The sequence below is a fragment of the Rhodanobacter sp. FW021-MT20 genome (assembly GCF_041107475.1).
Taxonomy (GTDB): Bacteria; Pseudomonadota; Gammaproteobacteria; order Xanthomonadales; family Rhodanobacteraceae; genus Rhodanobacter_A; species Rhodanobacter_A glycinis.
The window spans coordinates 336,279-358,840 of the sequence record NZ_JBGBPX010000003.1; the positions used below are offsets into that span (position 1 = coordinate 336,279).

General features: G+C 65.2%; 18 protein-coding genes, 1 tRNA gene and 1 riboswitch. Of the genes, 8 read left to right on the top strand and 11 right to left on the bottom strand.

Features of this window, described 5'->3' with window-relative positions; all coding sequences use genetic code 11:
- Positions 1 to 59 precede the first annotated feature (59 nt).
- From pstS to phoU, 5 genes are all read left to right on the top strand, one after another.
- Positions 60 to 1,061, top strand: a complete 1,002-nt coding sequence (gene pstS, locus AB7849_RS06495) for a phosphate ABC transporter substrate-binding protein PstS (RefSeq protein WP_369500735.1) — start codon at positions 60 to 62, stop codon at positions 1,059 to 1,061.
- A gap of 150 nt (positions 1,062 to 1,211) precedes the next feature.
- On the top strand, positions 1,212 to 2,183 hold the full coding sequence (gene pstC / locus AB7849_RS06500) for a phosphate ABC transporter permease subunit PstC (protein WP_008212298.1): 972 nt from the start codon (positions 1,212 to 1,214) through the stop codon (positions 2,181 to 2,183).
- Positions 2,183 to 3,049, top strand: coding sequence for a phosphate ABC transporter permease PstA (gene pstA, locus AB7849_RS06505; protein WP_008212300.1), 867 nt, complete (start codon positions 2,183 to 2,185; stop codon positions 3,047 to 3,049). Before pstC ends, pstA begins: the two co-directional genes overlap by 1 nt.
- Positions 3,046 to 3,858, top strand: a complete 813-nt coding sequence (gene pstB, locus AB7849_RS06510) for a phosphate ABC transporter ATP-binding protein PstB (protein ID WP_037100175.1) — start codon at positions 3,046 to 3,048, stop codon at positions 3,856 to 3,858. The genes pstA and pstB overlap by 4 nt, the downstream gene beginning before the upstream one ends.
- A gap of 119 nt (positions 3,859 to 3,977) precedes the next feature.
- Complete coding sequence (gene phoU, locus AB7849_RS06515) at positions 3,978 to 4,709, top strand: phosphate signaling complex protein PhoU (protein ID WP_008212302.1); 732 nt, start codon at positions 3,978 to 3,980, stop codon at positions 4,707 to 4,709.
- 114 nt (positions 4,710 to 4,823) lie between these two features.
- On the opposite strand, the gene sugE is transcribed toward phoU, so the two are convergent.
- The 4 genes from sugE to rnr form a co-directional block, all read right to left on the bottom strand.
- On the bottom strand, positions 4,824 to 5,147 hold the full coding sequence (sugE, locus tag AB7849_RS06520) for a quaternary ammonium compound efflux SMR transporter SugE (protein WP_008212303.1): 324 nt from the start codon (positions 5,145 to 5,147) through the stop codon (positions 4,824 to 4,826).
- A gap of 108 nt (positions 5,148 to 5,255) precedes the next feature.
- Positions 5,256 to 5,528, bottom strand: a complete 273-nt coding sequence (locus tag AB7849_RS06525) for a CBU_0592 family membrane protein (RefSeq protein ID WP_008212304.1) — start codon at positions 5,526 to 5,528, stop codon at positions 5,256 to 5,258.
- Positions 5,525 to 6,271, bottom strand: coding sequence for a 23S rRNA (guanosine(2251)-2'-O)-methyltransferase RlmB (rlmB, locus tag AB7849_RS06530; RefSeq protein WP_008212305.1), 747 nt, complete (start codon positions 6,269 to 6,271; stop codon positions 5,525 to 5,527). Before rlmB ends, AB7849_RS06525 begins: the two co-directional genes overlap by 4 nt.
- Positions 6,268 to 9,027 (bottom strand): ribonuclease R, encoded by a 2,760-nt coding sequence (gene rnr, locus AB7849_RS06535; RefSeq protein WP_439822708.1) that lies wholly within the window; start codon positions 9,025 to 9,027, stop codon positions 6,268 to 6,270. The genes rlmB and rnr overlap by 4 nt, the downstream gene beginning before the upstream one ends.
- 114 nt (positions 9,028 to 9,141) lie before the next feature.
- Here rnr and AB7849_RS06540 point away from each other — a divergent pair.
- A tRNA-Leu gene (locus tag AB7849_RS06540) sits at positions 9,142 to 9,228 on the top strand.
- Positions 9,229 to 9,346: 118 nt separating this feature from the next.
- On the opposite strand, the gene AB7849_RS06545 is transcribed toward AB7849_RS06540, so the two are convergent.
- Positions 9,347 to 9,754: a VOC family protein gene (locus tag AB7849_RS06545; RefSeq protein ID WP_008215018.1), complete on the bottom strand. Its 408-nt coding sequence runs from the start codon at positions 9,752 to 9,754 to the stop codon at positions 9,347 to 9,349.
- A 112-nt stretch (positions 9,755 to 9,866) separates the two neighbouring features.
- On the opposite strand from AB7849_RS06545, the gene AB7849_RS06550 reads away from it, so the two are divergent.
- Together AB7849_RS06550 and gcvP are read left to right on the top strand one after the other, a co-directional pair.
- Positions 9,867 to 11,057: a sialidase family protein gene (locus AB7849_RS06550; protein WP_008215010.1), complete on the top strand. Its 1,191-nt coding sequence runs from the start codon at positions 9,867 to 9,869 to the stop codon at positions 11,055 to 11,057.
- A gap of 191 nt (positions 11,058 to 11,248) precedes the next feature.
- A riboswitch (glycine riboswitch) is annotated at positions 11,249 to 11,361 on the top strand.
- A gap of 38 nt (positions 11,362 to 11,399) precedes the next feature.
- Complete coding sequence (gene gcvP / locus AB7849_RS06555) at positions 11,400 to 14,327, top strand: aminomethyl-transferring glycine dehydrogenase (RefSeq protein ID WP_439822709.1); 2,928 nt, start codon at positions 11,400 to 11,402, stop codon at positions 14,325 to 14,327.
- A 69-nt stretch (positions 14,328 to 14,396) separates the two neighbouring features.
- Here gcvP and AB7849_RS06560 read toward each other — a convergent pair whose 3' ends face one another.
- The 6 genes from AB7849_RS06560 to hflX all read right to left on the bottom strand — a co-directional run bounded on the left by AB7849_RS06560 (position 14,397) and on the right by hflX (position 22,524).
- On the bottom strand, positions 14,397 to 17,045 hold the full coding sequence (locus AB7849_RS06560; RefSeq protein ID WP_369500729.1) for a M1 family metallopeptidase: 2,649 nt from the start codon (positions 17,043 to 17,045) through the stop codon (positions 14,397 to 14,399).
- A gap of 273 nt (positions 17,046 to 17,318) precedes the next feature.
- Entirely contained in the window at positions 17,319 to 18,611 is a 1,293-nt protein-coding gene (locus tag AB7849_RS06565) for an adenylosuccinate synthase (RefSeq protein ID WP_008215005.1), read from the bottom strand.
- A 77-nt stretch (positions 18,612 to 18,688) separates the two neighbouring features.
- Positions 18,689 to 18,874 carry a DUF2065 domain-containing protein gene (locus tag AB7849_RS06570; RefSeq protein ID WP_092704428.1) on the bottom strand — a complete coding sequence of 62 codons (186 nt, stop codon included), beginning with the start codon at positions 18,872 to 18,874 and terminating at the stop codon, positions 18,689 to 18,691.
- Positions 18,875 to 18,884: 10 nt separating this feature from the next.
- A complete protein-coding gene (gene hflC / locus AB7849_RS06575) occupies positions 18,885 to 19,754 on the bottom strand; it encodes a protease modulator HflC (RefSeq protein WP_008214999.1) in 870 nt (289 codons plus the stop codon).
- Positions 19,751 to 20,965, bottom strand: coding sequence for an FtsH protease activity modulator HflK (gene hflK / locus AB7849_RS06580; protein WP_008214997.1), 1,215 nt, complete (start codon positions 20,963 to 20,965; stop codon positions 19,751 to 19,753). The genes hflC and hflK overlap by 4 nt, the downstream gene beginning before the upstream one ends.
- Before the next feature lie 170 nt (positions 20,966 to 21,135).
- Positions 21,136 to 22,524, bottom strand: a complete 1,389-nt coding sequence (hflX, locus tag AB7849_RS06585; RefSeq protein WP_037101769.1) for a ribosome rescue GTPase HflX — start codon at positions 22,522 to 22,524, stop codon at positions 21,136 to 21,138.
- Positions 22,525 to 22,562 lie beyond the last annotated feature (38 nt).

Sequence of the window (22,562 nt, forward strand, 5' to 3'; positions counted from 1 at the left end):
CCGCCCGTCGTCCCTTCCAAGGAGCCAACGTGTCGAAATCAATCCGCTTCACCCCGCGCATGGGCCTGATCGCCGTTGTTGTCGCCATGGCGCTGGGCGGAACCGCCCAGGCTACCGACATCACCGGCGCCGGATCGAGCTTTGTGTATCCGGTCATTTCCAAGTGGTCGGCCAGCTACGCCGAAAAGACCGGCAACCACGTCAACTACCAGTCCATTGGTTCCGGTGGCGGCATTGCGCAGATCAAGGCCGGCACGGTCGATTTCGGCGCTTCCGACATGCCGCTTGACGAGGCCACCCTGGACAAGTTCGGCCTGGGCCAGTTTCCCGACGTGATCGGCGGCATCGTGCCGGCGTTCAACGTCTCCGGCGTCGCCGCCGGCAAGATGGTGCTGGACGGCCCCACCCTGGCGCGCATCTACCTGGGCGAGATCACCAAGTGGAACGATCCGGCCATCGCCGCGCTCAACAAGGGCCTGAAGCTGCCCGACGCGAAGATCACCGTGGTGCATCGTTCGGATGGTTCGGGTACCACCTTCAACTTCAGCGATTACCTGTCCAAGGTCAGCGCCACCTGGAAGTCCAAGGTCGGTGAAGGCACGGCCGTGAAGTGGCCGGTGGGCATCGGCGGCAAGGGCAACGAGGGCGTATCGGCTTACATCAAGCAGATCCCGAACTCGATCGGCTATGTGGAATACGCCTATGCCCTGCAGAACCATATCGGCTATGCGGTGATGAAGAACGCTGCCGGCAAGGTGGTGGAGCCCAAGACCGCCAGCTTCCAGGCCGCTGCCGCTACCGCCGACTGGGCGCACGCGAAGAACTTCAACCTGCTGATGACCAACGCCCCGGGCGCCGAGGCGTGGCCGATCACCGCCACCTCGTGGGTGATCATGTACAAGCAGCCGAAGAACGAGGCCAACTCCAAGGTTGCCCTCGACTTCTTCAAGTGGGCCTACGCCCATGGCCAGCCGCAGGCCAAGGCTCTGGACTACGTCCCGCTGCCCGCGCCGCTGGTGAAGCAGATCGAAGGTTACTGGAAGGCCGAGTTCAAGCTTTGAACATGGCATGAGTAACCGTTCGCGCTGAGCGCAGCTTGCACAGCAAGCGGAGTCGAGGCGACACCTCTTCGACTTCGGTCCCATCCTTGTTCCAAGGACGCGACCTGCGCTCAGGGTGAACGGAATTCGCTGGCACAACCTTCACTCGACATGCAGGCAAATCCCATCGACACCCGCCAACCATCCACCGAACACCGCAGCCGCGCCGACACGCGCCATGACGCGCTGTTCCGCCGCCTGCTGAAAGGTTGCGCGCTACTGGTCCTGGCTGCCCTGCTGGGTGCCGCGCTCTCCACGCTGTGGGGTGGGCGCGAGGTTCTGTTCGGGCAGGGTCTGCACTTTCTCACCAGTTCCGCATGGGATCCGGTCAATGACGACTACGGCGCATGGGCGCCGGTGTTCGGCACCTTGGTTACATCCCTGATCGCCCTGATTCTCGCGGTGCCGACCAGTTTCGGCATCGCCCTGTTTCTCACCGAGATCGCGCCCGCGTGGCTGCGCGGTCCGGTAGCCACCGCCATCGAATTGCTGGCCAGCATCCCGTCGATCATCTACGGCATGTGGGGCCTGTTCGTGTTCGTGCCGTTCATGTCGCGGATCGAGCCGACCCTGAGCGACACGCTCGGCCGCATCCCGCTGATCGGCAAACTGTTCCAGGGCCCGCCGCTGGGCCTGGGCCTGCTGACCGCCGGCATCGTGCTGGCGGTGATGATCCTGCCCTTCATCTGCTCGGTGATGCGCGAAGTGTTCCGCACCGTGCCGACACGCCTGAAGGAATCGTCCTATGCGCTGGGCTCGACCACCTGGGAAGTGGTGTGGGACATCGTGCTGCCGTACACGCGCTCGGCGGTGATCGGCGGCATCTTCCTCGGCCTTGGCCGCGCGCTGGGCGAGACCATGGCGGTGACTTTCGTGCTGGGCAACTCGTACGACATCACCTCGTCGCTGCTGATGCCGGGCACCACGATTTCGTCGGCCATTGCCAATGAATTCAACGAGGCCGTGGGCGTGCATCGCTCGGCGCTGATCGCACTGGGCTTCCTGCTGTTCGTGGTGACCTTCGTGGTGCTGCTGATTGCCCGCCTGATGCTGCGCCAACTGGCCCGCAAGGAGGGTCGCTGATGGCCTCCTCGATCCATACCCGTCGACGCATCATCAACGTCGTGGCCATGCTCCTCAGTGGCTGTGCCACCGCATTGGGGCTGATCTTCCTCGCGTGGATCCTGTGGGTGACGCTGAAGAACGGCATCGGCGCGCTCAGCCCGCGCCTGTTCACCAAAATCACCGCCTATGCCGATGAGGGCGGTCTCTCCAACGCCATCGTCGGCAGCCTGATGATGGACGTGATCGCCCTGCTGATCTGCACACCGATCGGCGTGCTGGCCGGCACCTATCTGGCCGAATACGCCAACCGCTCGAAGCTGGGTGCCACCATCCGCTTCCTCAACGACATCCTGCTGTCGGCCCCCTCCATCGTGCTCGGCCTGTTCGTGTACGTGATCATCGTGGTGCCGATGTCGAACTTCACCCACGGCGCGGTATCGTTCTCCGGTATTGCCGGGGCGGTGGCACTGGCCTTGATCGGCTTGCCGGTAATCGTGCGTACCACCGACGAAATGCTGCAACTGGTCCCCGGTACGCTGCGTGAGGCCGCCCTGTCGCTGGGCATCCCGCAATGGAAAGTGACCGTGCAGGTGCTGATGCGGGCCGCCACGTCCGGCATCGCCACCGGCGTACTGCTGGCACTGGCACGACTGGCCGGCGAAACCGCGCCACTGTTGTTCACCGCCTTCGGCAACAACTTCATGGCGGTGAACCCGCTGGACAAGATGGAAAGTCTGCCGGTAGCCATCTACCAGTACACCAACGATCCCAGCCCGTCACTGCACGCCATTGCCTGGGCCGGCGCATTACTGATCACACTGTTCGTGCTCGCATTGAGCCTGTTGACCCGCCTGCTGTTTGCACGCAAGAAAGGTTCCCCATGAACGAACACGCAGCCAACGATGCCATCGGCATGACCGCCACGGCCGCTGCTCCCGCCCGTACCAAGATCGAGGTGCGCGGACTGGATTTTTTCTACAACGGCTCGCGCGCCCTGCACGGCGTCAGCATGGACATCCCCGAGAAGCAGGTCACTGCCATCATCGGTCCGTCCGGTTGCGGCAAATCCACCTTGCTGCGCGTGTTCAACCGCATCTACGCGATTTACCCGAAGCTGAATGCCACCGGCGAAGTGATGCTGGATGGCGAGAACATCCTTGATCCCGCGTACTCGATGAATCGCCTGCGCAGCAAGGTCGGCATGGTGTTCCAGAAGCCGGTGCCGTTCCCGATGACCATCTTCGAGAACGTCGCCTACGGCATCCGCCACCACGAGAAGCTGGGCAAGGCCGACATGGAGGTTCGCGTGGAGCAGGCGCTGCGCAGCGCCGCGCTGTGGGACGAGGTGAAGGACAAGCTGAAGCGCGATGCGCTCGGCCTCTCCGGCGGTCAGCAGCAGCGCCTGTGCATCGCGCGCGGCATCGCGCTTCGCCCCGAGGTGCTGCTGCTCGACGAACCCACTTCCGCGCTGGACCCGATCGCCACCGGCCGCATCGAACAGCTGGTGGAAGAGCTCAAGCACGACTACACCATCGTCATCGTCACCCACAACATGCAGCAGGCCGCACGCGTCTCCGACCGCACCGCCTTCATGTACATGGGCGAACTGATCGAATTCGACGCCACCGAAAAAATCTTCACCAAGCCGGCGAAAAAGCAGACCGAGGACTACATCACCGGTCGCTTCGGCTGAACAAAACGGCTCCCTCTCCCCTCTGGGGAGAGGGTTGGGGTGAGGGGGCGGGCGCCCTCGACGCATCGTTCCGCCCTCCCCTCTTCCTCCGAAGGTGAGGAAAAACCACGAGGCACACCATGAGCACCAGCAAAGACCACATCATCAAGAGCTACGACGACGAACTGGAACGCCTTACAGGCGAACTGGTGCGCATGGGCGAACTGTCCGTGCGTCAGCTCGAGGCTGCCATCGACGTGGTCGAACGCCGCGACGAACGCGCCGCCCGCCGTGTGGTGGACAACGACGACGCCATCGACCAGCTTGAGCAGGAAATCAGTCACGACGTGGTGCGTTTGCTGGCCTTGCGTGCACCCATGGCTGGCGACCTGCGCAACGTGTTCGCCGCGCTGCGCATCGCCGCCGACATCGAGCGCATCGGCGACTACGCAGCCAACGTGGCCAAGCGCGCGATCCCGTTGTCGATGCTGGCCCCGGTGGCGCCCGCCAATGGCCTGGCCACCCTTGCCGCACTGGCCGTGGACGAAGTCCGCGAAGTGTTGCGCGCCTACCGCAACCGCGATGCCGAGCACGCCCGCCAGGTGTGGGAGAGCGATGCGCGGCTGGACGAAGCCTGGACCGGCTACTTCCGCCAACTGCTCACCTACATGATGGAAGATCCGCGCAACATCACGCCGTGCACGCATCTGCTGTTCATGGCCAAGAACATCGAGCGCATCGGCGACCACGCCACCAACATCGCCGAAAACGTGTGGTTCCAGGTCACCGGCGAACAGTTGGACAAGCAACGCAACAAGCGTGACCTCACCTCCGAGCCGCAGCCCCCGATACCGGGCAAACCGCGCACGTAAGAAGTCACCTTCTCCCAGCCTCACCCTGCATGCAGGGTGAGGTGCAAAACCGGTATCGATGCACGTTTTGCTCCCCTCTTTGCTGCGCAAGAGAGGGCCGGGGAGCGGTGCTTTTCAAGACGCCCCGCCCACCAGTTTCAACCCGACCACGCCCAGCAGGATCAGTCCCACGCAGGCCAGCCGCAACGGCGTAGCGGGGTCGCCAAACAGCACGATCCCCAGGATCACCGCGCCGATGGCACCGATGCCGGTCCAAACCGCATACGCCGTGCCGATCGGCAGCGTCTTTGCAGCCAACGCCAGCAACACCACGCTGACGGCCATCGCCGCCACCGTCGCCACGCCGGGCCAAAGCCGGGAAAAGCCCTCGCTGTATTTCAGGCCGATGGCCCAACCGATTTCGAACAGGCCGGCGAGCACCAGGTAAAGCCATGCCATGACGAAGCTCCTTCGCATCGCGCGCAGGGCCGTCCCCACGAAACGGGAAAAGTGGCGGGTCGTCCCGCCACTCGAAGCACATGGCACGCATGAGCCTGCCGCATGTGACTACGGCAGCCGCTCGCGCTCCATGCGACGCACCTGCACACTGCGCGCGACGCCGAAGATGCCGATAAGCAGCCACGCCACCTGCATCAGAAAGGCCGACCAGTTGAAGCCGCCGAACAGCAGCGACAGCATCACCCCCACCGCGCCGAAGATGTTCATCAGCTGGTACGTCAGTCCGTTGCCATGCAACTTGTGGGCTTGCATCAGAAGGAATGCCAGCAACACCAGCAGCACGCCGATGTAACCGGCCCAGTCGTACCAGAAGAAAGTCATCGCACCGCACTCCGCTGACGCAAGGCCTCGAACAACACGACACCCGTCGCGACGGAAACATTGAGGCTTTCCATCGCACCCGGCATGGGAATCTTTGCCACGAAATCGCAGGTCTCGCGGGTCAACCGGCGCATGCCCTCGCCTTCGCTGCCCAGCACCAGCGCCACCGGTCCCTTCAGGTCGACACCATAGAGCGACTGCTCGGTGTCGCCGGCCAGACCGGTGATCCACACACCGGCCTCCTTCAGCTCGCGCAACGTTCGTGCGAGGTTGGTCACCGCGACCAACGGCACGCGATCCGCGCCACCAGCCGAGGCCCGACGCACCACCGGGGTCAGTCCCACCGCGCGGTCCTTCGGCACGATCACCGCGGTGACCTTGGCCGCCGCGGCACTGCGCAGGCAGGCGCCCAGGTTGTGTGGATCGGTGACGCCATCGAGCACCAGAATCAGGGTAGCGCTGCCATCGCGTTCGAGCAGCGCCGCAAGATCATTCTCGTGCCCCATCGGCGGCGCCTCGTACAACGCCGCCACACCCTGGTGCCGTGCGGCACCGGCCAGCTTTTCCAGTTGCTCGCGCGGACGATGATGCACCGGGATGTTCAGCGCCTTGGCCTGTTCGGCCAGCTCGTGCACGCGCGGATTGCGCTGGCCGTTCTCGACCAGCACTTCGCGCACACGCGTCGCGTCGTTGCTCAGCGCACCTTCGACCGGGTTGATCCCGACGATCCAGCTTTCACTCATGACTTGCCTTTGGGTTTGTTCGGTTTGCGCCCACTGCGTTTCTTCGCAGCGGGTGCGGCGGTTGACGCGGGCGCACGCTTGGCGGAACCGCTCTTGCGCGGTGCGGTGCGGCCGGCGTTGCCTTTCGCGTCCGCGCCTCGTGCCGGCCGTTCGCTGCCACGCGAGGATGCGCGCGGCGGATTATCACCCGATGCAGCCTTGCGTGGGGCCGGCACGGTCACGCTGGTCTCGGCGTCATCCTTGCGACCGAAGGCACGACCGATCGCCTTGGCGGCGCGGCCGAACATGCCCGCCCCCTTTCCAGCCGCTGCGGGCTTCTTCGGCAACGAGTAACGCTCGCCGGCCGCCGCGTAATCGTAGGCCTTGCCGCCGCTCGCCGGCGGCTTGGCATGCGAGCGCGGCGCCACCAGCCGGAAATCGATCTTGCGATCCTCCAGGCTGGCGCGCAGCACCTGCACGCGCACGTGGTCGCCCAGGCGGAACTGGGTGCCGGTACGCTCGCCCTTCAGCAAGTGTCGCTGCGGATCGAAGTGGTAGTAGTCGTTGCTCAACTGGCTGATGTGCACCAGGCCGGACACCCGCGATTCTTCCAGCTCCACGAACAGGCCGAACGAGGTGACGCCGGTGACCACGCCGTCGAACTCCTCGCCCACGTGCTTGGCCATCCAGGCGCACTTGAAGCGTTCGTCCACGTCGCGCTCGGCTTCCTCGGCGCGGCGCTCGCGCTGCGAGCAATGCACCGCCATCGCGGCCATTTCGGCCGGCGTGTACTGGTAACCGGACGGCTTGCCGCCGGTGATCGCATAGCGCAGCGCGCGATGCACCAACAGGTCTGGATAGCGGCGGATCGGCGAAGTGAAATGCGCGTACGCCGACAGCGCCAAACCGAAGTGGCCGCGGTTGTCTGGCTGGTAGGCGGCCATGCTTTGCGCACGCAACAGCACGCTCTGGATCAGCTCGCGCTCGGGACGGTCCTGCACCATGCGCAGCACGTCGGAGAAATCGGCCGGCGTGACTTCGTCCACCGGCGGCATGCGCAACTTGAACTCGCGCAGGAACTGCTGCAGGTCTTCGTACTTTTCCGCAGGCGGCGGCTCATGCGCGCGGAACAGCGCGGGGATCTTCTTCTTTTCCAGGAACAGCGCCGCCTGCACGTTGGCAGCGATCATGCATTCCTCGATCAGCTTGTGCGCGTCGTTGCGCTGGGTGGCGCCCATCGCCTCGACTTCGCCGCGTTGATCAAGGCGGAACTTCACTTCCGGCGTCTCGAAATCGATCGCGCCGCGGCGCTTGCGCTGCGCCGCCATCGCCTTGTACAGCGCATGCAGATTTTCCAACTGCGGCAGCACGTCGGCCACTTCGTGGCGCGCATCGGCATCGTTCAGGCCGACCACCTGCCACACCTTGTCGTAGGTCAGGCGTGCGTGCGAACGCATCACGGCGTCGTAGAACTTCGACTTGACCACGGCGCCTTCGGCATCGACCTGCATGTCGCAAACCATGCACAGCCGCTCCACCTTCGGGTTGAGCGAACAGATGCCGTTGGACAGTGTCTCGGGCAGCATCGGCACCACGAAACCGGGGAAATAGGTGGAGGTGCTGCGTTCGAACGCTTCCTTGTCCAGCGCGCTGCCGACCGGCACGTAATGCGATACGTCGGCGATCGCCACGATCAGCCGCCAGCCACCGCCACGCTTCGGCTCGGCATACACCGCGTCGTCGAAGTCGCGCGCATCGGCGCCGTCGATGGTCACCAGCGGCAGCTTGCGCAGATCCGTGCGGCCCTCGCGCTCGGCGGCGGTGACCTGCGATTCCACCTGTGCCGCGTCGCGCAGCACTTCCGCCGGCCACTCGTGCGGCAGGTCATGGCTGGCAATCGCCATTTCCACCAGCAGCGACGGCTGCAACCGTTCACCCAGCACCGCGCGAATCGCACCGAGCGGACCACGATGCGGCGACGGCGGATCGGTGATCTCCACCACCACGATCTGGCCCGAACGTGCGCCCTGGGTCTGGTCGGGCGGAATCATCACGTCCTGGTGCAGGCGGCGATCGTCCGGCGTCACCAGGGTCACGCCGTTCTCGATCACCACGCGGCCGACCAGCCGCGGCGAGCGCCGCTGCAGCACTTCGACGATGGCGCCTTGCCGGCGACCGCGCCGGTCCACGCCGACCACGCTGGCCAGCACGCGATCGCCATGCAGCACCGTGCGCATCTGCTGCGGTGACAGGTAGAGGTCCTCGCCGCCCTCGTCGGGGCGCAGGAAACCGTAGCCCTCGGCATTCGCCAGCACCACGCCGGGAATCAGGTCGAGCTTCTGCGCCGGGGCATAGCCGCCACGCCGGCCCAGCAACAACTGGCCATCGCGCACCATCGCCGCCAGGCGCTTGTGCAACGCGCCCACGTCGTAGGCGTCGTGCAAGTCCAGCGCTTCGGCAATGCGCGCCTCGGACAGCAATTCGCCGCGTTCCTCAAGCAAGGCGAGGATCGCCTCGCGACTGGGAATCGGCCGCTCGTAACGCTGCGCCTCGCGATCGGCGTGCGGGTCGCGCGAGCCGGCGTTGCCGCCATGGCCCTTGCCACCTTTGCGCGCACGCGGCGCCGGCTTGGGCGACGGCGCCTTCGGGGACGCGGCCCGGGATGTCTTGGCCTTGGCCACGGGTGTCTTGTCCGCGGGCGCCTGCGGCGCGCCGTCTCCGTTGCTGCCTTGCCTGGTTTTTCTGGTCACTTGATTACCTTGTAGGGGGCACCGCATGCAGTGTGACGCGATGTCCGGGAAAATTGTTTGAAGATTATGGTTGACAACCCCCGGGGAGGTGCCTACTCTACGCGGCTCACGCAGACCGGAAACGGGCGGCGTGAACCACTTGCCCAGGTGGCGGAATTGGTAGACGCACTAGCTTCAGGTGCTAGCGGGGGCAACTCCGTGGAGGTTCGAGTCCTCTTCTGGGCACCAATTGTAAACGAAGGCCGCCGCAAGGCGGCCTTCGTTTTTTCCGACAGTTGGCCTGCACTCAGTTGCGACCGTGCGGCACGTCGATCACTTGCCCCCATTCCGGGGCAAAACAGCCACCTCAGGCGACCGCCGGCCCCTTCAGTTCCACTATGTTGCCCTGCGGGTCGTACAGGTAGATCGACGGACCTTCGCCGCGCGCACCATAACGCATGCCCAGCTCGCCGATGCGCACCGCGTGCGCCTTCAGGTGGGCAAGGATCGCCGCCTCGTCGTAATCCTCCACGCGCAGGCACAGGTGATCCATGTTGTGCCCTTCCCGGCCCGGCGCCTTACCGCCGGCGCGGCCCAGCTTGCCGTCGATGCTGACCAGGTCGATCAGCGAGGCGCCGGCACGCAATTGCACCAGGCCGATCTCGTCCTGCCGTCGCTCTTCATGACAACCGAGCACATCGCAATAGAAACGCTGCATGGCCTCGATATCGATGGCGCGCAGGACCACGTGGTCGATTTCACCGATGCGGATCATTTCGTGATGCCTCGTGTCCGGGAATCCATCCGCACGAGCATAACGTGCCAGCGAATGATGCCCGAACCCTGCCGCTAGAATCTGTCGCCTGCCACCGCATCCTGCCACGCCCATGCCATCCGCACCGCTGTACCCTCGCCTCGCCACCGTGGCCATTGCCGGAATGATCGCTGTTGCCGCACCCTCGCAGGCGGCCCCGGGCCAAGCCCACGCCCCGCTGTTCCAGCGAATCACCCTGGCCAGGCCCGGCGATCTTGGCGTGCACACGTATCGCATTCCCGCACTGGCCGTGGCGAAAGACGGCACCCTGCTGGCCAGCTACGACGCGCGTATCGACGCGGCACACGACCTGCCCGGCAACATCGACGTCATGCTGCGCCGCAGCCGCGACATGGGCCGCAGCTGGAGCGCACCGCAACGCGTGGTCCACTACGGCGACGGGATCGGCGCGGGCGACAGCAGCCTGCTGGTCGATCGTGACACCGGCCGCATCTTCCTCTTCTATGCCTACGCTCCGCGCGGCATCGGCTTTGCCACGTCGCAGTCGGGCAATGCCACTGACAGCAGCATCACGCTGCATCCCCGCTACGTGTGGTCGGACGACAACGGCGCCAGTTGGCAGGGTCCGCGCGACCTGACCGCAACCATCAAGTCGCCCACGTGGAAAGGCATGTTTGCCACCTCCGGCCACGGCCTCCAGTTGTTCAACGACCAGGGCGCCAGGGGACGACTGATCCAGCCCTATGTCTTCCGTGGCCCGGACAACCTCAACCACGTTGTCAACATCTACAGCGATGACCATGGCACCAGCTGGAAAACCGGAGCGCCGATCGGCGACAACCTCGATGAGAGCAAGGCGGTAGAACTGGCCGACGGCACGGTGATGGAAAACATGCGCTCGTCCGATCCCCGCGTGCACACGCGCATGCGGGCCCGCTCGCACGACGGCGGCATCCACTTCGGCCCGGTCGTCCCCGAGCCCCAGCTTCCCGACCCGCACAACAACGGCGACATCATTCGCGTTGCGCCGCTGGCCGCGCCCGGCCAGGCCAAGGCCCACTGGCTGCTGTTCAGCAATACGGCCGACCCGCACGAGCGGCGCCGACTCACGCTGCGCCTGTCCTGCAACGACGGCCGGACCTGGGATGCCGGGCGCGTACTCGATGCCGGTGACGCCATGTATTCGGTCATGACGCGGTTGCCCGATGGCAGCTTCGGCATCTTCTATGAGGACGGTGCCGGCAACCTCAGCTTCGCCCGCTTCAACCTGGCCTGGCTTCATCACGGCTGCCACCAGGGATAGCGCGGCGCAACGGCCGCCCAGGCGCCTTATGCCCCTCATTTCGGCCCACGTCCAGACAGGCGGCAACACGGCCTGTGCCCCTGTATAATCAATCCGGTAGATGCATGGTGGGAGAAGCGCGCGAGCCCGGAGGGGCGCGTACGCTGCCGAAGACGTAACGCCCGTAATCGCTCAGGCCCCACACCACCACGCGTAAACACTCTGGAGAGACCGGTTGAATCCGGCGCCGAAGGTGCACGAGGCATGGGTCAGTCACACCGATCCACGCCTCCAAACTCTCAGGCAAAAGGACAGAGGGGCGCCTAGCGTGCGGCATGCACGTGCTTTCGGATGCCCTTTGCCATGAGCCAGAAGACCTCTCCCCCCTCGCTGCGCGACCTGGAAAACCACGGCGCGTTCATCGATCGCCACATCGGCCCCGACGATGCCGAGATCGCCCGGATGCTGCACATCGTCGGCCATGATTCGCTGGAAACGCTGACCGACGCCATCGTGCCCGGCAAGATCAAGTCGCCGGCACCGCTGGCCTTGGCGCCGGCCATGACCGAAGTGGACGCACTGGCCAAGATCCGCGCCATCGCGGACAAGAACCAGGTGTTCAAGAGCTTCATCGGCCAAGGCTACTACGGCACCCATACGCCGAACGTCATCTTGCGCAACATCCTGGAAAACCCGGCGTGGTACACGGCCTACACGCCGTACCAGGCGGAAATCTCGCAGGGCCGCATGGAAGCGCTGATCAACTTCCAGACCATGTGCGCCGACCTCACCGGCATGGAGATCGCCAGCGCCTCGCTGCTGGACGAAGCCACCGCGGCGGCCGAGGCGATGACCCTGGCCAAGCGTTCGGCCAAGGCCAGGGGCAACGTGGTCGTGGTGTCCGGCGATGCGCATCCGCAAACCATCGAGGTCATGCGCACGCGCGCCGAGCCGCTGGGCCTGACGGTCAAGCTGGCCAACTCGGCCGAGGAATGGGACGCCGCGATCGCCGCGGACGACTATTTCGCGGCATTGATCCAGTACCCGGCCAGCAGCGGCTGGCTGATGGACTGGAGCGACGAAGTCGCCAAGATCCACGCCAGGAACGCGCTGGCCATCTTCGCCAGCGACCTGCTGGCGCTGACCCTGCTCAAGTCGCCAGGCGAGATGGGTGCGGACATCGTGATCGGCAATACGCAGCGTTTCGGCGTGCCGTTCGGCTTCGGCGGCCCGCATGCCGCCTTCATGGCCTGCCGCGATGCCTACAAGCGCTCGATGCCGGGCCGCCTGATCGGCGTCTCCATCGACGCCGAGGGCAACAAGGCCTACCGCCTCACCCTGCAGACGCGCGAGCAGCACATCCGCCGCGAGAAAGCCACCAGCAACATCTGCACCGCCCAAGTGCTGCTGGCCGTGATGGCCTCGATGTACGCCGTCTACCACGGCCCGCAGGGCCTGACGCGCATCGCCTCGCGCGTGGCGCGACTCACTGCCATCCTCAAGGCTGGCCTGCAGCAGCTCGGCTTCACCGCCAGCCACCATGAAACCGCATTCGACACGATCAGCCTGAAGACCGGCGATCGCACCGACGCCATCGCCGCCCGCGCGGTGGCGCTGGGCGCCAACCTGCGCAAGGCGTGGGGCGAATACCTGTGCATCTCGCTGGACGAGACCACCACCCGCGCCGACATCGAGCTGCTGTGGCGCATCTTCGGCGGTGATGATGCCACCCTGCCAAGCATCGACGCGCTGGACGCCAGCGCGCCGTCGCTGATCCCGCCGGAACTGCAGCGCACCTCGTCGTTCCTCACCCATCCGGTGTTCAACACCCACCACAGCGAGCACGAGCTGCTGCGCTACCTGCGCGCGCTGGCCGACAAGGACCTGGCGATGGATCGCACGATGATCCCGCTGGGTTCGTGCACCATGAAACTCAACGCCACCGCCGAGATGATACCGGTGACCTGGCCCGAGTTCGGCAACATCCATCCGTTCGCGCCGGCCGCGCAGACGCAGGGCTACCAGGAACTCATCGCCGGGCTGGAAGCGCAGCTGGTGGAAATCACCGGTTACGACGCGGTCAGCCTGCAGCCGAATTCCGGCGCGCAAGGCGAATACGCCGGCCTGCTGGCGATCCGCGCCTGGCACCAGTCGCGCGGCGAAGGCCATCGCGACATCTGCCTGATCCCCGAATCCGCCCACGGCACCAACCCGGCTTCCGCGAATCTGTGCGGCATGAAGGTGGTCGTCACCAAGTGCGACGCCAACGGCAACGTGGATCTGGAAGACATCCGCGTGCAGGCCGAAAAGCATTCGGCGAACCTTGCCGCGATCATGCTCACCTACCCGTCCACCCACGGCGTGTTCGAGGAAGACGTGGTGGCGATCTGCGACATCGTCCACCAGCACGGCGGTCAGGTGTACACCGACGGCGCCAACATGAACGCGCTGGTCGGCGTGGCCAAGCCCGGCAAGTGGGGCTCGGACGTCAGCCACCTCAACCTGCACAAGACCTTCTGCATTCCGCATGGCGGTGGTGGCCCCGGCGTGGGTCCGTGCGCGGTGCGTTCGCACCTGGCGCCGTTCCTGCCGGGCGCGCTCGGCAACGACGGCATCCGCACGCAGGGCACCGGCAACGGCGCGATGGTCAGCGCCGCCACGTTTGGCAGCGCATCGATCCTGCCGATCAGCTGGATGTACATCACCCTGATGGGCCAGCAAGGCCTGCGCAAAGCCACCCAGGTGGCCTTGCTCAACGCCAACTACGTGGCCAAGCGACTGGCACCGCACTATCCCACCCTGTACACCGGCCGCAACGGACTGGTGGCGCACGAGTGCATCCTCGACCTGCGCCCGCTGAAGGACAGCACCGGCATCAGCGCCGAGGACGTGGCCAAGCGCCTGATCGACTTCGGCTTCCACGCGCCCACGCTCAGCTTCCCGGTCGCCGGCACGCTGATGGTCGAACCGACCGAAAGCGAGTCGCAGTTCGAACTGGATCGCTTCATCGACGCGATGATCCAGATCCGCGACGAAATCCGTGCGGTGGAGGAAGGCAAGCTGGACCGCGAAGACAACCCGCTGCACCACGCGCCGCACACCGCCGCCATGGTCAGCGGCACCGAGTGGACGCATGCCTACCCGCGTGAACTGGCCGCCTTCCCGCTCGCCACCTTGCGGCAGCAGAAGTACTGGCCGCCGGTGGCCCGCGTGGACAACGTCTACGGCGACAAGAACATCATGTGCGCCTGCATCCCGGTGGATGCCTACAAGGACGAAGTCGAGGCCTGATCCACGCCTCGGTGCAGATGAAGAAAGGCCCCGCTTGACGGGGCCTTTCTGTCAGTGCTTCACACCAACTCAGCCGCCGTTCTTTTCCAGCCACGCATCCACCGCCGGCAGGCGCTGGTTGCGGATCATCGTGCGGTACTTGATGTTGGCGATGACGGTTTCCGCCGGGCGACGCGCGGTCGGTGCGATGGTGGCCTCGTAGGCCTTGATCTTGCCGATCATCGCCGGGTCGAACGAGCTGCCACCCAGCGCCGGATAGAAGCGGGTGCTGGACGTGGAATCAACCAGCTTGTCCACCTGCGCGCGGTGCGCCATGGCGAAGTCGTAGGCCAGTTCCGGATGGCGCCAGCCCACTCCGCGGATCATCCCGGCGCTGTTGGTGGCACCGGGTTCGGCGGTCAGCGCCAGCGCCAGCGCGCGCTTGCCCAGCGCCTTGTCCTTGGCGATGGAAAGCAGGCCGTACAGGCGATCCTTGATCAGCGGCGTGGTCTCGGCCTTCGCCTGGGCGTGCAACTTGTCCCAGGTGGCTGCGTCGGCGTTCACCGCCACGATCGCGTAGACGGTCTTGCGCAAGGCTGCCGGCAACGCCTTGGGGTTGCTGGTCTGCTCGGCGTAGCGACGACGAACCTCGTTGAGCATGTCCTGGTCACCCAGTTCGGCCAGCGCGCCGATCAGCTGCGTACGCAGCAAGGTGGTGGAAGTGCTTTCGCCAGGCTTCGCATCCCAGCCCACCCGTGCGAACACCGGCTTGAGTTGCTTGACCGCATAGGCGCGGAAGCGGGTCTGACGGACCTTGTCGCCGCGGTAATAGCTGTCCAGCGCGGTCAGGCTGCCGGCCACTTCCGACCAGATGGTCGGGTTGGCATCCGCCGGTATGGCTTTGGCCATGTCGAGGAAATCGGACACCGGCTCCAGGCCGGCCATGCCTTCGGCCCAGGCATCGCTCATCAAGCCGAGCTGGTCGATCGGAGCCAGCTTGTTGAAGTCGCCCTTGAGCTTGGCAAGTTGCGCCGGCGCATACAGGGTGCGGTAGTAGCCGCTCTGCCCCGCATTGACCAGCACCGGGCCGCAACCCGGCAGTTTCATGGTGGCGTGGCCATCCACCAGGGTGCTGGCCTTGGCACTGCCCACCACCTGTGCAATCACCGGCACGTGCCAGTGCAGCGGCTTCTTGTTCGGGCGATCCTTGGTGAATTCACCCTGGGTCAGCTTCACGGTGGTGGCTCCGTCGCTGCACACGACCGAGTCCACCTTGATCAGCGGGACTCCGGGCTGCAGCGTGAAATCGTGTGCCACCTGGGTGATCGGCTTGCCGCCAGCCACGCCGTCCATCGCATGCCACAGGTCGTCGGACACGGTATTGCCGTATGCGTGCGCCTTGATGTAATTGCGCACGCCCTGGCGCCACGCATCGGGGCCGACGTAGGCCTCGAGCATGCGGATCACCGCCTCACCCTTGGAATAGGTGATGGTGTCGAAGGCCTGGCTGGCCTGCTCCACGGTGTCGATCTTCTGCACGATGGGATGGGTGGTGGCCACCGCGTCACGCGACATCGCGCCTTCACGCGTGCCCACGGTATCGAGCACCGTGTTCCATTCCGGATGCCGCAACTCGGTCTCGCGTTCGGCCATCCACGAGGCGAAGCCCTCGTTGAGCCACAGGTTGTCCCACCAGTTCATGGTCACCAGGTCGCCGAACCACTGGTGCGCCATTTCGTGCGCCTCGGTGTTGAACACGTTCATCTTGTCGCCCTGGGTGGAGAACGACGGGTCGAGCAGCATCGCGTACTCGAAGGTGAAGATCGCGCCCCAGTTCTCCATCGCCGAGAAGAACTGACTGCTGCCCGGCGCGGCGATGTTGTCCAGCTTGGGCAGCGGGTACTTCACGCCAAAGTAGTCGTTGTAATCGTGCAGGACTTCACTGGCCGACTTCAGCGCAAATGCCGCCTGCGCGCTCTTGCCCTTCTGCATGATCACGCCGATCTGGGTGCCGTCCGAGGTGGTGGTGGCGCGATCGAAATCGCCCACGCCGAAGAACAGCAGGTAGGTGGACATTTTCGGCGTGGGCTGGAAGGTCACCTTCGCCATGCCGTTGCCGAGTTCGGTCTTCGACGCCACCGGCATGTTGCTGACCGCCATCTCGTCGCTGGGCACGGTCACCGTCAGGTCGAAGGTGGCCTTGTAGGCCGGCTCGTCCCACGAGGGAATGAAGCGGCGCGCATCGGAATTCTCGAACTGGGTGTACAGCGCGCGCCTCTTGCCACTCTTGGTGTCGTAATCGATCGCGAACAGCCCGTTGGGCTGGGTCTCGATCTTGCCGGTGTAGGCCATCGCCAGCTTGTAGCTGCCAGGCGCCACTGACTTGTCGAAGGTGAAGGTGGCCGTCTGGTGCTTCGCGTCCACACTTACCTTGGCGACGAGCGCCTTGCCGTGCGCCGGAGTCAACCGCGCCGAGGCGAACGTCATGTTCAACGCGTTGAGCGTGATGCTGCGGGTGGGCTGCAGCACCCGCACGTCCACCGTGACTTTGCCGTCGAAGCTCAGCTTGTCGGCATGCGGCACGATGGCCACATCATAGTGCGTGGGTCGCACGGTGCGCGGAAGCTGGGTGGTCGTCAGCGAGGCGCCATCGGCGACCGCATGCGCCGGTGCCGCCATCAGGCCACCTGCGGAAAGGGCGAGCGCCAACGCGATCGCGGAAACCAAAGACTTGCGCATATACGACTTCTCCTTGTGTCAAGCAACGACCCGATCTACGGCTGGCAGCCGCACCGGGCAAATAACGAACATGTGGATGCGGATGTCCCGCACAGCTCCAGCACACATGGTGGCGACAAGGGAGCCACCCAGACACCGCCGGAAGTCATGCCTGCACGGCTTGGTTTGCAGCGGATCAGGACCCGTGCGGAAACGGGCAGGCACGACAAGCCCTGGCCAAAATGGAAAAGGCCCCGAACGGGGCCTTTTCGCAGCAACGAACACACGCACCAATCAGGCGAACGGATCGTCCAGACAGATGGTGTCGTCACGGTCGGCGCCGGTGGCGACGATGGCCAGGCGGCAGCCAGACAACTCCTCGACCGCACGCAGATAGGCGCGGGCGGCAGCGGGCAGCTTGTTCCAGTCGCGGATGCCGGCGGTGGACTCTTCCCAGCCCGGGAACTCCAGGTAGACCGGCTTGCACTCGTCCCAGCCGTCCGCATCCAGCGGCGCCAGCTCGCGGCGCTTGCCGCGGTATTCGTAGGCGATACAAACCTTGATGCTGGGCAGGCCGTCGAGCACGTCCAGCTTGGTGAGCGCCAGGCCGTTGATGCCGTTGATCTGCACCGCACGCTTCAGCGCGACCAGGTCGATCCAGCCGCAGCGACGCGGGCGGCCGGTGCTGGCACCGAACTCGTTGCCCTTCTTGCGCAGCAGTTCGCCCATCTCGTCGTTCAGCTCGGTCGGGAACGGACCGCTGCCGACGCGGGTGGCGTAGGCCTTGCAGATGCCCAGCACGTAGTCGATGTCGTGTGCGCCCACGCCGGTGCCGGCCAGCGCGCCGCCCACGGTGGTGTTGGACGAGGTGACATACGGATAGGTGCCGTGGTCGATGTCGAGCAGCGCGCCCTGCGCACCTTCGTACAGGATGTTGCCGCCATCCCTGCGCACGTCGTGCAGGATGGTGGCGACGTCGTCGACCAGCGGCTTGATGTATTCGCCCCAGGCCAGCGCATCCTTCAGCACGGTGTCGTAATCCACCGGCTCGGCCTTCAGCCACTGGGTCAGGATGAAGTTGTAGTACTCCACCGCCGCCTTGATCTTCTCCGGCAACTCGTGCGGATACATCAGGTCGGCGACGCGGATGGAACGGCGGGCGACCTTGTCCTCGTAGGCCGGGCCGATGCCGCGGCCGGTGGTGCCGATGGCCTTGCCGCCGGCCGCGATCTCGCGCGCTTTGTCCACGGCAATGTGGTACGGCATGATCAGCGGCGTGGCCGGGCTGATCTTGACCCGCGAACGCACGTCGACGCCATTGGCTTCCAGCTCGGCAATCTCGTTGATCAACGCCTCAGGCGAGAGCACCACGCCGTTGCCGATCAGGCACAGCGCATCGTCACGCAGGATGCCTGATGGAATCAGGTGCAGCACGGTCTTCTTGCCCTTGATCACCAGCGTGTGGCCGGCGTTGTGACCACCCTGGAAGCGTGCCACCGCGCTGACCCGCTCGGTCAACAGGTCGACGATCTTGCCCTTGCCTTCGTCGCCCCACTGGGCACCGAGAATGACGACTGACTTGCCCATAGCTGCTCTCGCTCATCAATGCGCCCCATCGGGGGGCGCGGAAAGAGGTTCGGCGGGATCGTGCCCCGCCGCAAATTTCAATGCACCAGCCGCAACACCAGCAACCCGGCGACCATCGCCACCGCACCGAATACGCGCAGCGTGCGCGGGTCCAGCTTCAGCGCCTCGCGCACCATGGCCTGCCAGCCACGCGGCGCCGCAAACAACACCAGGCCTTCGATCACCAATACCAGGCAGAACGCGGCAAGCAGGGTGTGCGACATGGCCTGGTGCTCAGTGCCTGGCCGGAGCGGGATTGCTGAAGTAACGCAGGAATTCGGAATCCGGCTTGAGGATCAACACGCCCTTGCCATCGGCAAATGCCTTTTTGTACGCCTGCAGGCTGCGGTAGAAAGCGAAGAACTCCGGATCCTGGCCATACGCCTGCGCATAAATGGCCGCGGCCTGCGCATCGCCCTCGCCACGGATCTTGGCTGCATCGCGATCGGCATCGGCACGGATGATCTGGCCCTGCTTGTCGGCATCGGCCTGGATCGTCTCGGCCAGCTGCTGGCCAGTGGATCGCAGTTCATTGGCCAACTGCAGGCGTTCGGCACGCATGCGCTTGTAGACCGACTCGCTCACCTCGTCCGGCAGGTCGATGCGCTTGATGCGCACGTCGACCACGGCGATGCCCAGGTTCTTGCGGGCAATCGCATCGGTCTGCTTGCGCACGCTGGCGGTGATGTCCTTGCGGCCGCCGCTGATCAGCTCCTGCAACGTGCGCGCATTGAACTCATGTCGCAGCGCGTCCTTGACGATCGGGGTAAGCCGCTGCACGGCCTGCAGCTCGTTGCCGCCCGTGGCACGGTAGTAGGTGGCGTTGTCGGCAATGCGCCACTTCACGTAGAAGTCGACGTTGACGCTCTTCTTCTCGGAAGTGAAGTAGCGCTCCGGCTGCGCATCGAGGGTGAGAATACGGCTGTCCAGATGCACCACCTGCTGCAACAGCGGCAGCTTGAAGTGCAGGCCCGGCTGGTCGCCATTGCGCACGATGCGGCCGAACTGCAGCACCAGCGCGCTCTCGCCCTCGTTCACTACATACATGCTGTTGAAGCCGAGCAGCACCAGCACCACGGCGAAAATTCCGGCGGCGATCTTCATGGCTGTTTCTCCTTGCCGGCGTCATCGCTGGAGGCGCTGGACGGCGCTACCACCGCGCCGGTGGTCGCCGCATCCGGGCCGGAGTTCGGCAGCGCACGGGCCTGTCCAAACGGCAGGTTGATGATGTTGCGACCGCCCGAGCCGTCGATCACCTTGGGATCATTGGCCAGCACCTTCTCCATCGTTTCCAGCCACAACCGGCGACGCGTGACTTCCGGCGCCGCCTTGTACTGCGCCAGTATCAGGTCGAACTGCTCGGTGTCACCCTGCGCGCGGGCAATGCGTGAAGCCTTGTAACCGGCGGCTTCGGCAAGAATGCGTGCAGCATCGCCACGGGCCTGCGGAATCACCTTGCTGGCGTAGGCGCGAGCCTTGTTCTCGGTGCCCTGCTTGTCTTCGCGCGCGGCGTTCACGTCGTCGAAGGCGTCCTTCACTTCCTGCGGCGGCGCCACGTTCTGGAAGCTCACGTCGGTCACCTGCAGGCCGATGTCGTAGCCATTCAGGGTGTGCTGGAGGATGTCGCGGGTCTGCTGTTGCAAGGTGTCACCCGACGGGCTTGCCGCTGCCGGAACAGCCGGTTTGACCACTGTCGTGGCCGCCACGGCAGCTACGCCCGTGGCGGCACTGGCCGCTACCCCTGCCGTCGCGGCGGCCGCGGCAGCAGCACCCGTCGAGGCGTCGGAACCGGTGAGGATGTCGTCCATCGAATGTGAGCCGACCACCGCGCGTACTGCCGCCTCGGCGGCCTCGCGCAAGGTATCTTCCGGATCACGCGTGGAGAACAGGAACTTGCGCGCGTCCGAAACCTGGTACTGCACGTTGAAGTTGACCGAAACGATGTTCTCGTCGCTGGTCAGCATGCGCACCTGGTCGGAAACCGAGCGCACGTTGGTGGTGGCGACCTTGCTGACCGACTCGATCGGCTGCGGCAACTTGAGGTGGAAGCCCGGCGCCAGCGTGCGGGAATAGTGGCCGAAACGCAGCACCACGCCGGACTGGTTGGCACCGATCACCGTATAGCTGCTGAGCAGCAGCCATGCCAGCAGCAGTGCCGCGATGATGGTGAGGATACCCCCCGGACCATTGCCGAACTTGCCAAGGTGCTTGCGCAGATTCTTCAGCGTGGCATCCAGCCCCGGCTTGTTGCCGGAGGGACGGTTGTTCTTGTTCCACGGATCACGCTGCCCGTTGCCGGGTTCGTTCCAGGCCATGGTCAGTCTCCTTGGGGCCGCTGGGAGGCCGGCTGCAACGGCCGGAAAATACTGTGAGCAAATAGGGACATGGTGGCGACGCGTGATGAGACAAGTACGTGCCCGCACCGGGTCGCGCACAAACATCCGCATTCTACCAGAGCTGGCCGGTCCGCTGCCGCATCGGCGGTCTATTCGATCGTGCCGAGCAGATCCCGCAAGGAAGACGCGTCGGCATCGCGACCGCCCGCCAGCGAGGCGATCACGCTGCGCGGCGCATCGATGCGCAATTGCCAGCCGTGTTCGTCCACGACTTCCCCAGCGATGACGCCGGCGGCCTTGAGCTTGGCGTGCAATCGGCCGGCGCTCAGCGGCAAATGCAGCTTGGACTGCATGCGGTCACCGCCCAGCAACTCGCCCAGCGCCTGGCGCAGCAGGTCCAGCCCCTGCCCGGTGCCCGCCGACAGCCATACGGTCCGGGGTCGACCCTCACCGTCCCGATCGATCCGCGGCTGCACCGCCCCCGCCACAGCCGAAGCCACGCTTTCCTGCGGGATGCGGCCATGGATGCTCGCTTCTTGATCCTCGTCGGCAGGAATGTCGGCATGAATCATGTCGATCTTGTTCATGATCCGCAGTTGCGGCAGGTCACCCGCGCCAATCTCCTCCAGCACCTGATCCACCACCCGATGCATGCGATCGCGCTCCTCGTCGGCGGCATCGCTGACATGCAGCAGCAGGTCGGCGTCGCGGGCTTCGGCCAGGGTGCCGCGAAAGGCGGCGACCAGGTCATGGGGAAGATCGCGCACGAAACCCACGGTATCGGCCAATACGGCCGGTCCGCAGTCGAGGTCGTCGAGCTTGCGCACGGTCGGGTCCAGCGTGGCGAACAACTGGTCGGCGGCGTAGACGCCACCGGTGGTCAGTGCATTGAACAGGGTGGATTTGCCGGCGTTGGTGTAACCCACCAGCGCAATGCGCGGCACCGTGTTGCGCAGGCGCGCACGGCGCTGCTGGCCACGCTGGGTCTGCACCTTTTCCAGCCGTTTGGTGAGCATCTTCACGCGCTCGCCAAGCAGGCGGCGGTCGGTTTCCAGCTGGGTTTCGCCGGGACCACGGTTGCCGATGGCGCCACCGCGCTGGGCATCCAGATGGGTCCAGCCACGCACCAGCCGGGTGGCCAGGTGCTTGAGCTGGGCCAGCTCCACTTCCAGCTTGCCTTCGTGCGAACGGGCACGCTGGGCGAAAATGTCGAGAATCAGGCCGGCGCGGTCGACCACGCGTACACCGAGGTGTTTCTCCAGGTTGCGTTCCTGGACCGGACTGAGCAGGTGGTCCACCAGGATCAGGTCGGCCTCCAGCGCGCGTGCCATCTCGGCCACTTCGTCGGCCTTGCCGCTGCCGATGTAGTAACGCGGATTCGGAACATCGACGCGTGCCGCCAGATTGCCCAGCACTTCGGCACCGGCGGACTTCGCCAGCTCGGTGAATTCGGCGGCACGACGCGCGGCGTCGCCCCCTCCGCGGGCATGCGGCAGGACGAGGACGGCGCGTTCGCCTTTCTTTTGTCTATCGAACAGAGCGGATCAACCTTGGCAATCGTACCGACGGATGATAA

What these genes read in the sequence shown, in the direction of transcription:
- pstS (WP_369500735.1), top strand. Translation starts at nt 60, where the DNA reads ATGGGCCTGATCGCCGTTGTTGTCGCCATGGCGCTGGGCGGAACCGCC.
- pstC (WP_008212298.1), top strand. Translation starts at nt 1,212, where the DNA reads ATGCAGGCAAATCCCATCGACACCCGCCAACCATCCACCGAACACCGC.
- pstA (WP_008212300.1), top strand. Translation starts at nt 2,183, where the DNA reads ATGGCCTCCTCGATCCATACCCGTCGACGCATCATCAACGTCGTGGCC.
- pstB (WP_037100175.1), top strand. Translation starts at nt 3,046, where the DNA reads ATGAACGAACACGCAGCCAACGATGCCATCGGCATGACCGCCACGGCC.
- phoU (WP_008212302.1), top strand. Translation starts at nt 3,978, where the DNA reads ATGAGCACCAGCAAAGACCACATCATCAAGAGCTACGACGACGAACTG.
- sugE (WP_008212303.1), bottom strand. Translation starts at nt 5,147, where the DNA reads ATGGCATGGCTTTACCTGGTGCTCGCCGGCCTGTTCGAAATCGGTTGG.
- AB7849_RS06525 (WP_008212304.1), bottom strand. Translation starts at nt 5,528, where the DNA reads ATGACTTTCTTCTGGTACGACTGGGCCGGTTACATCGGCGTGCTGCTG.
- rlmB (WP_008212305.1), bottom strand. Translation starts at nt 6,271, where the DNA reads ATGAGTGAAAGCTGGATCGTCGGGATCAACCCGGTCGAAGGTGCGCTG.
- rnr (WP_439822708.1), bottom strand. Translation starts at nt 9,027, where the DNA reads ATGCGGTGCCCCCTACAAGGTAATCAAGTGACCAGAAAAACCAGGCAA.
- AB7849_RS06545 (WP_008215018.1), bottom strand. Translation starts at nt 9,754, where the DNA reads ATGATCCGCATCGGTGAAATCGACCACGTGGTCCTGCGCGCCATCGAT.
- AB7849_RS06550 (WP_008215010.1), top strand. Translation starts at nt 9,867, where the DNA reads ATGCCATCCGCACCGCTGTACCCTCGCCTCGCCACCGTGGCCATTGCC.
- gcvP (WP_439822709.1), top strand. Translation starts at nt 11,400, where the DNA reads ATGAGCCAGAAGACCTCTCCCCCCTCGCTGCGCGACCTGGAAAACCAC.
- AB7849_RS06560 (WP_369500729.1), bottom strand. Translation starts at nt 17,045, where the DNA reads ATGCGCAAGTCTTTGGTTTCCGCGATCGCGTTGGCGCTCGCCCTTTCC.
- AB7849_RS06565 (WP_008215005.1), bottom strand. Translation starts at nt 18,611, where the DNA reads ATGGGCAAGTCAGTCGTCATTCTCGGTGCCCAGTGGGGCGACGAAGGC.
- AB7849_RS06570 (WP_092704428.1), bottom strand. Translation starts at nt 18,874, where the DNA reads ATGTCGCACACCCTGCTTGCCGCGTTCTGCCTGGTATTGGTGATCGAA.
- hflC (WP_008214999.1), bottom strand. Translation starts at nt 19,754, where the DNA reads ATGAAGATCGCCGCCGGAATTTTCGCCGTGGTGCTGGTGCTGCTCGGC.
- hflK (WP_008214997.1), bottom strand. Translation starts at nt 20,965, where the DNA reads ATGGCCTGGAACGAACCCGGCAACGGGCAGCGTGATCCGTGGAACAAG.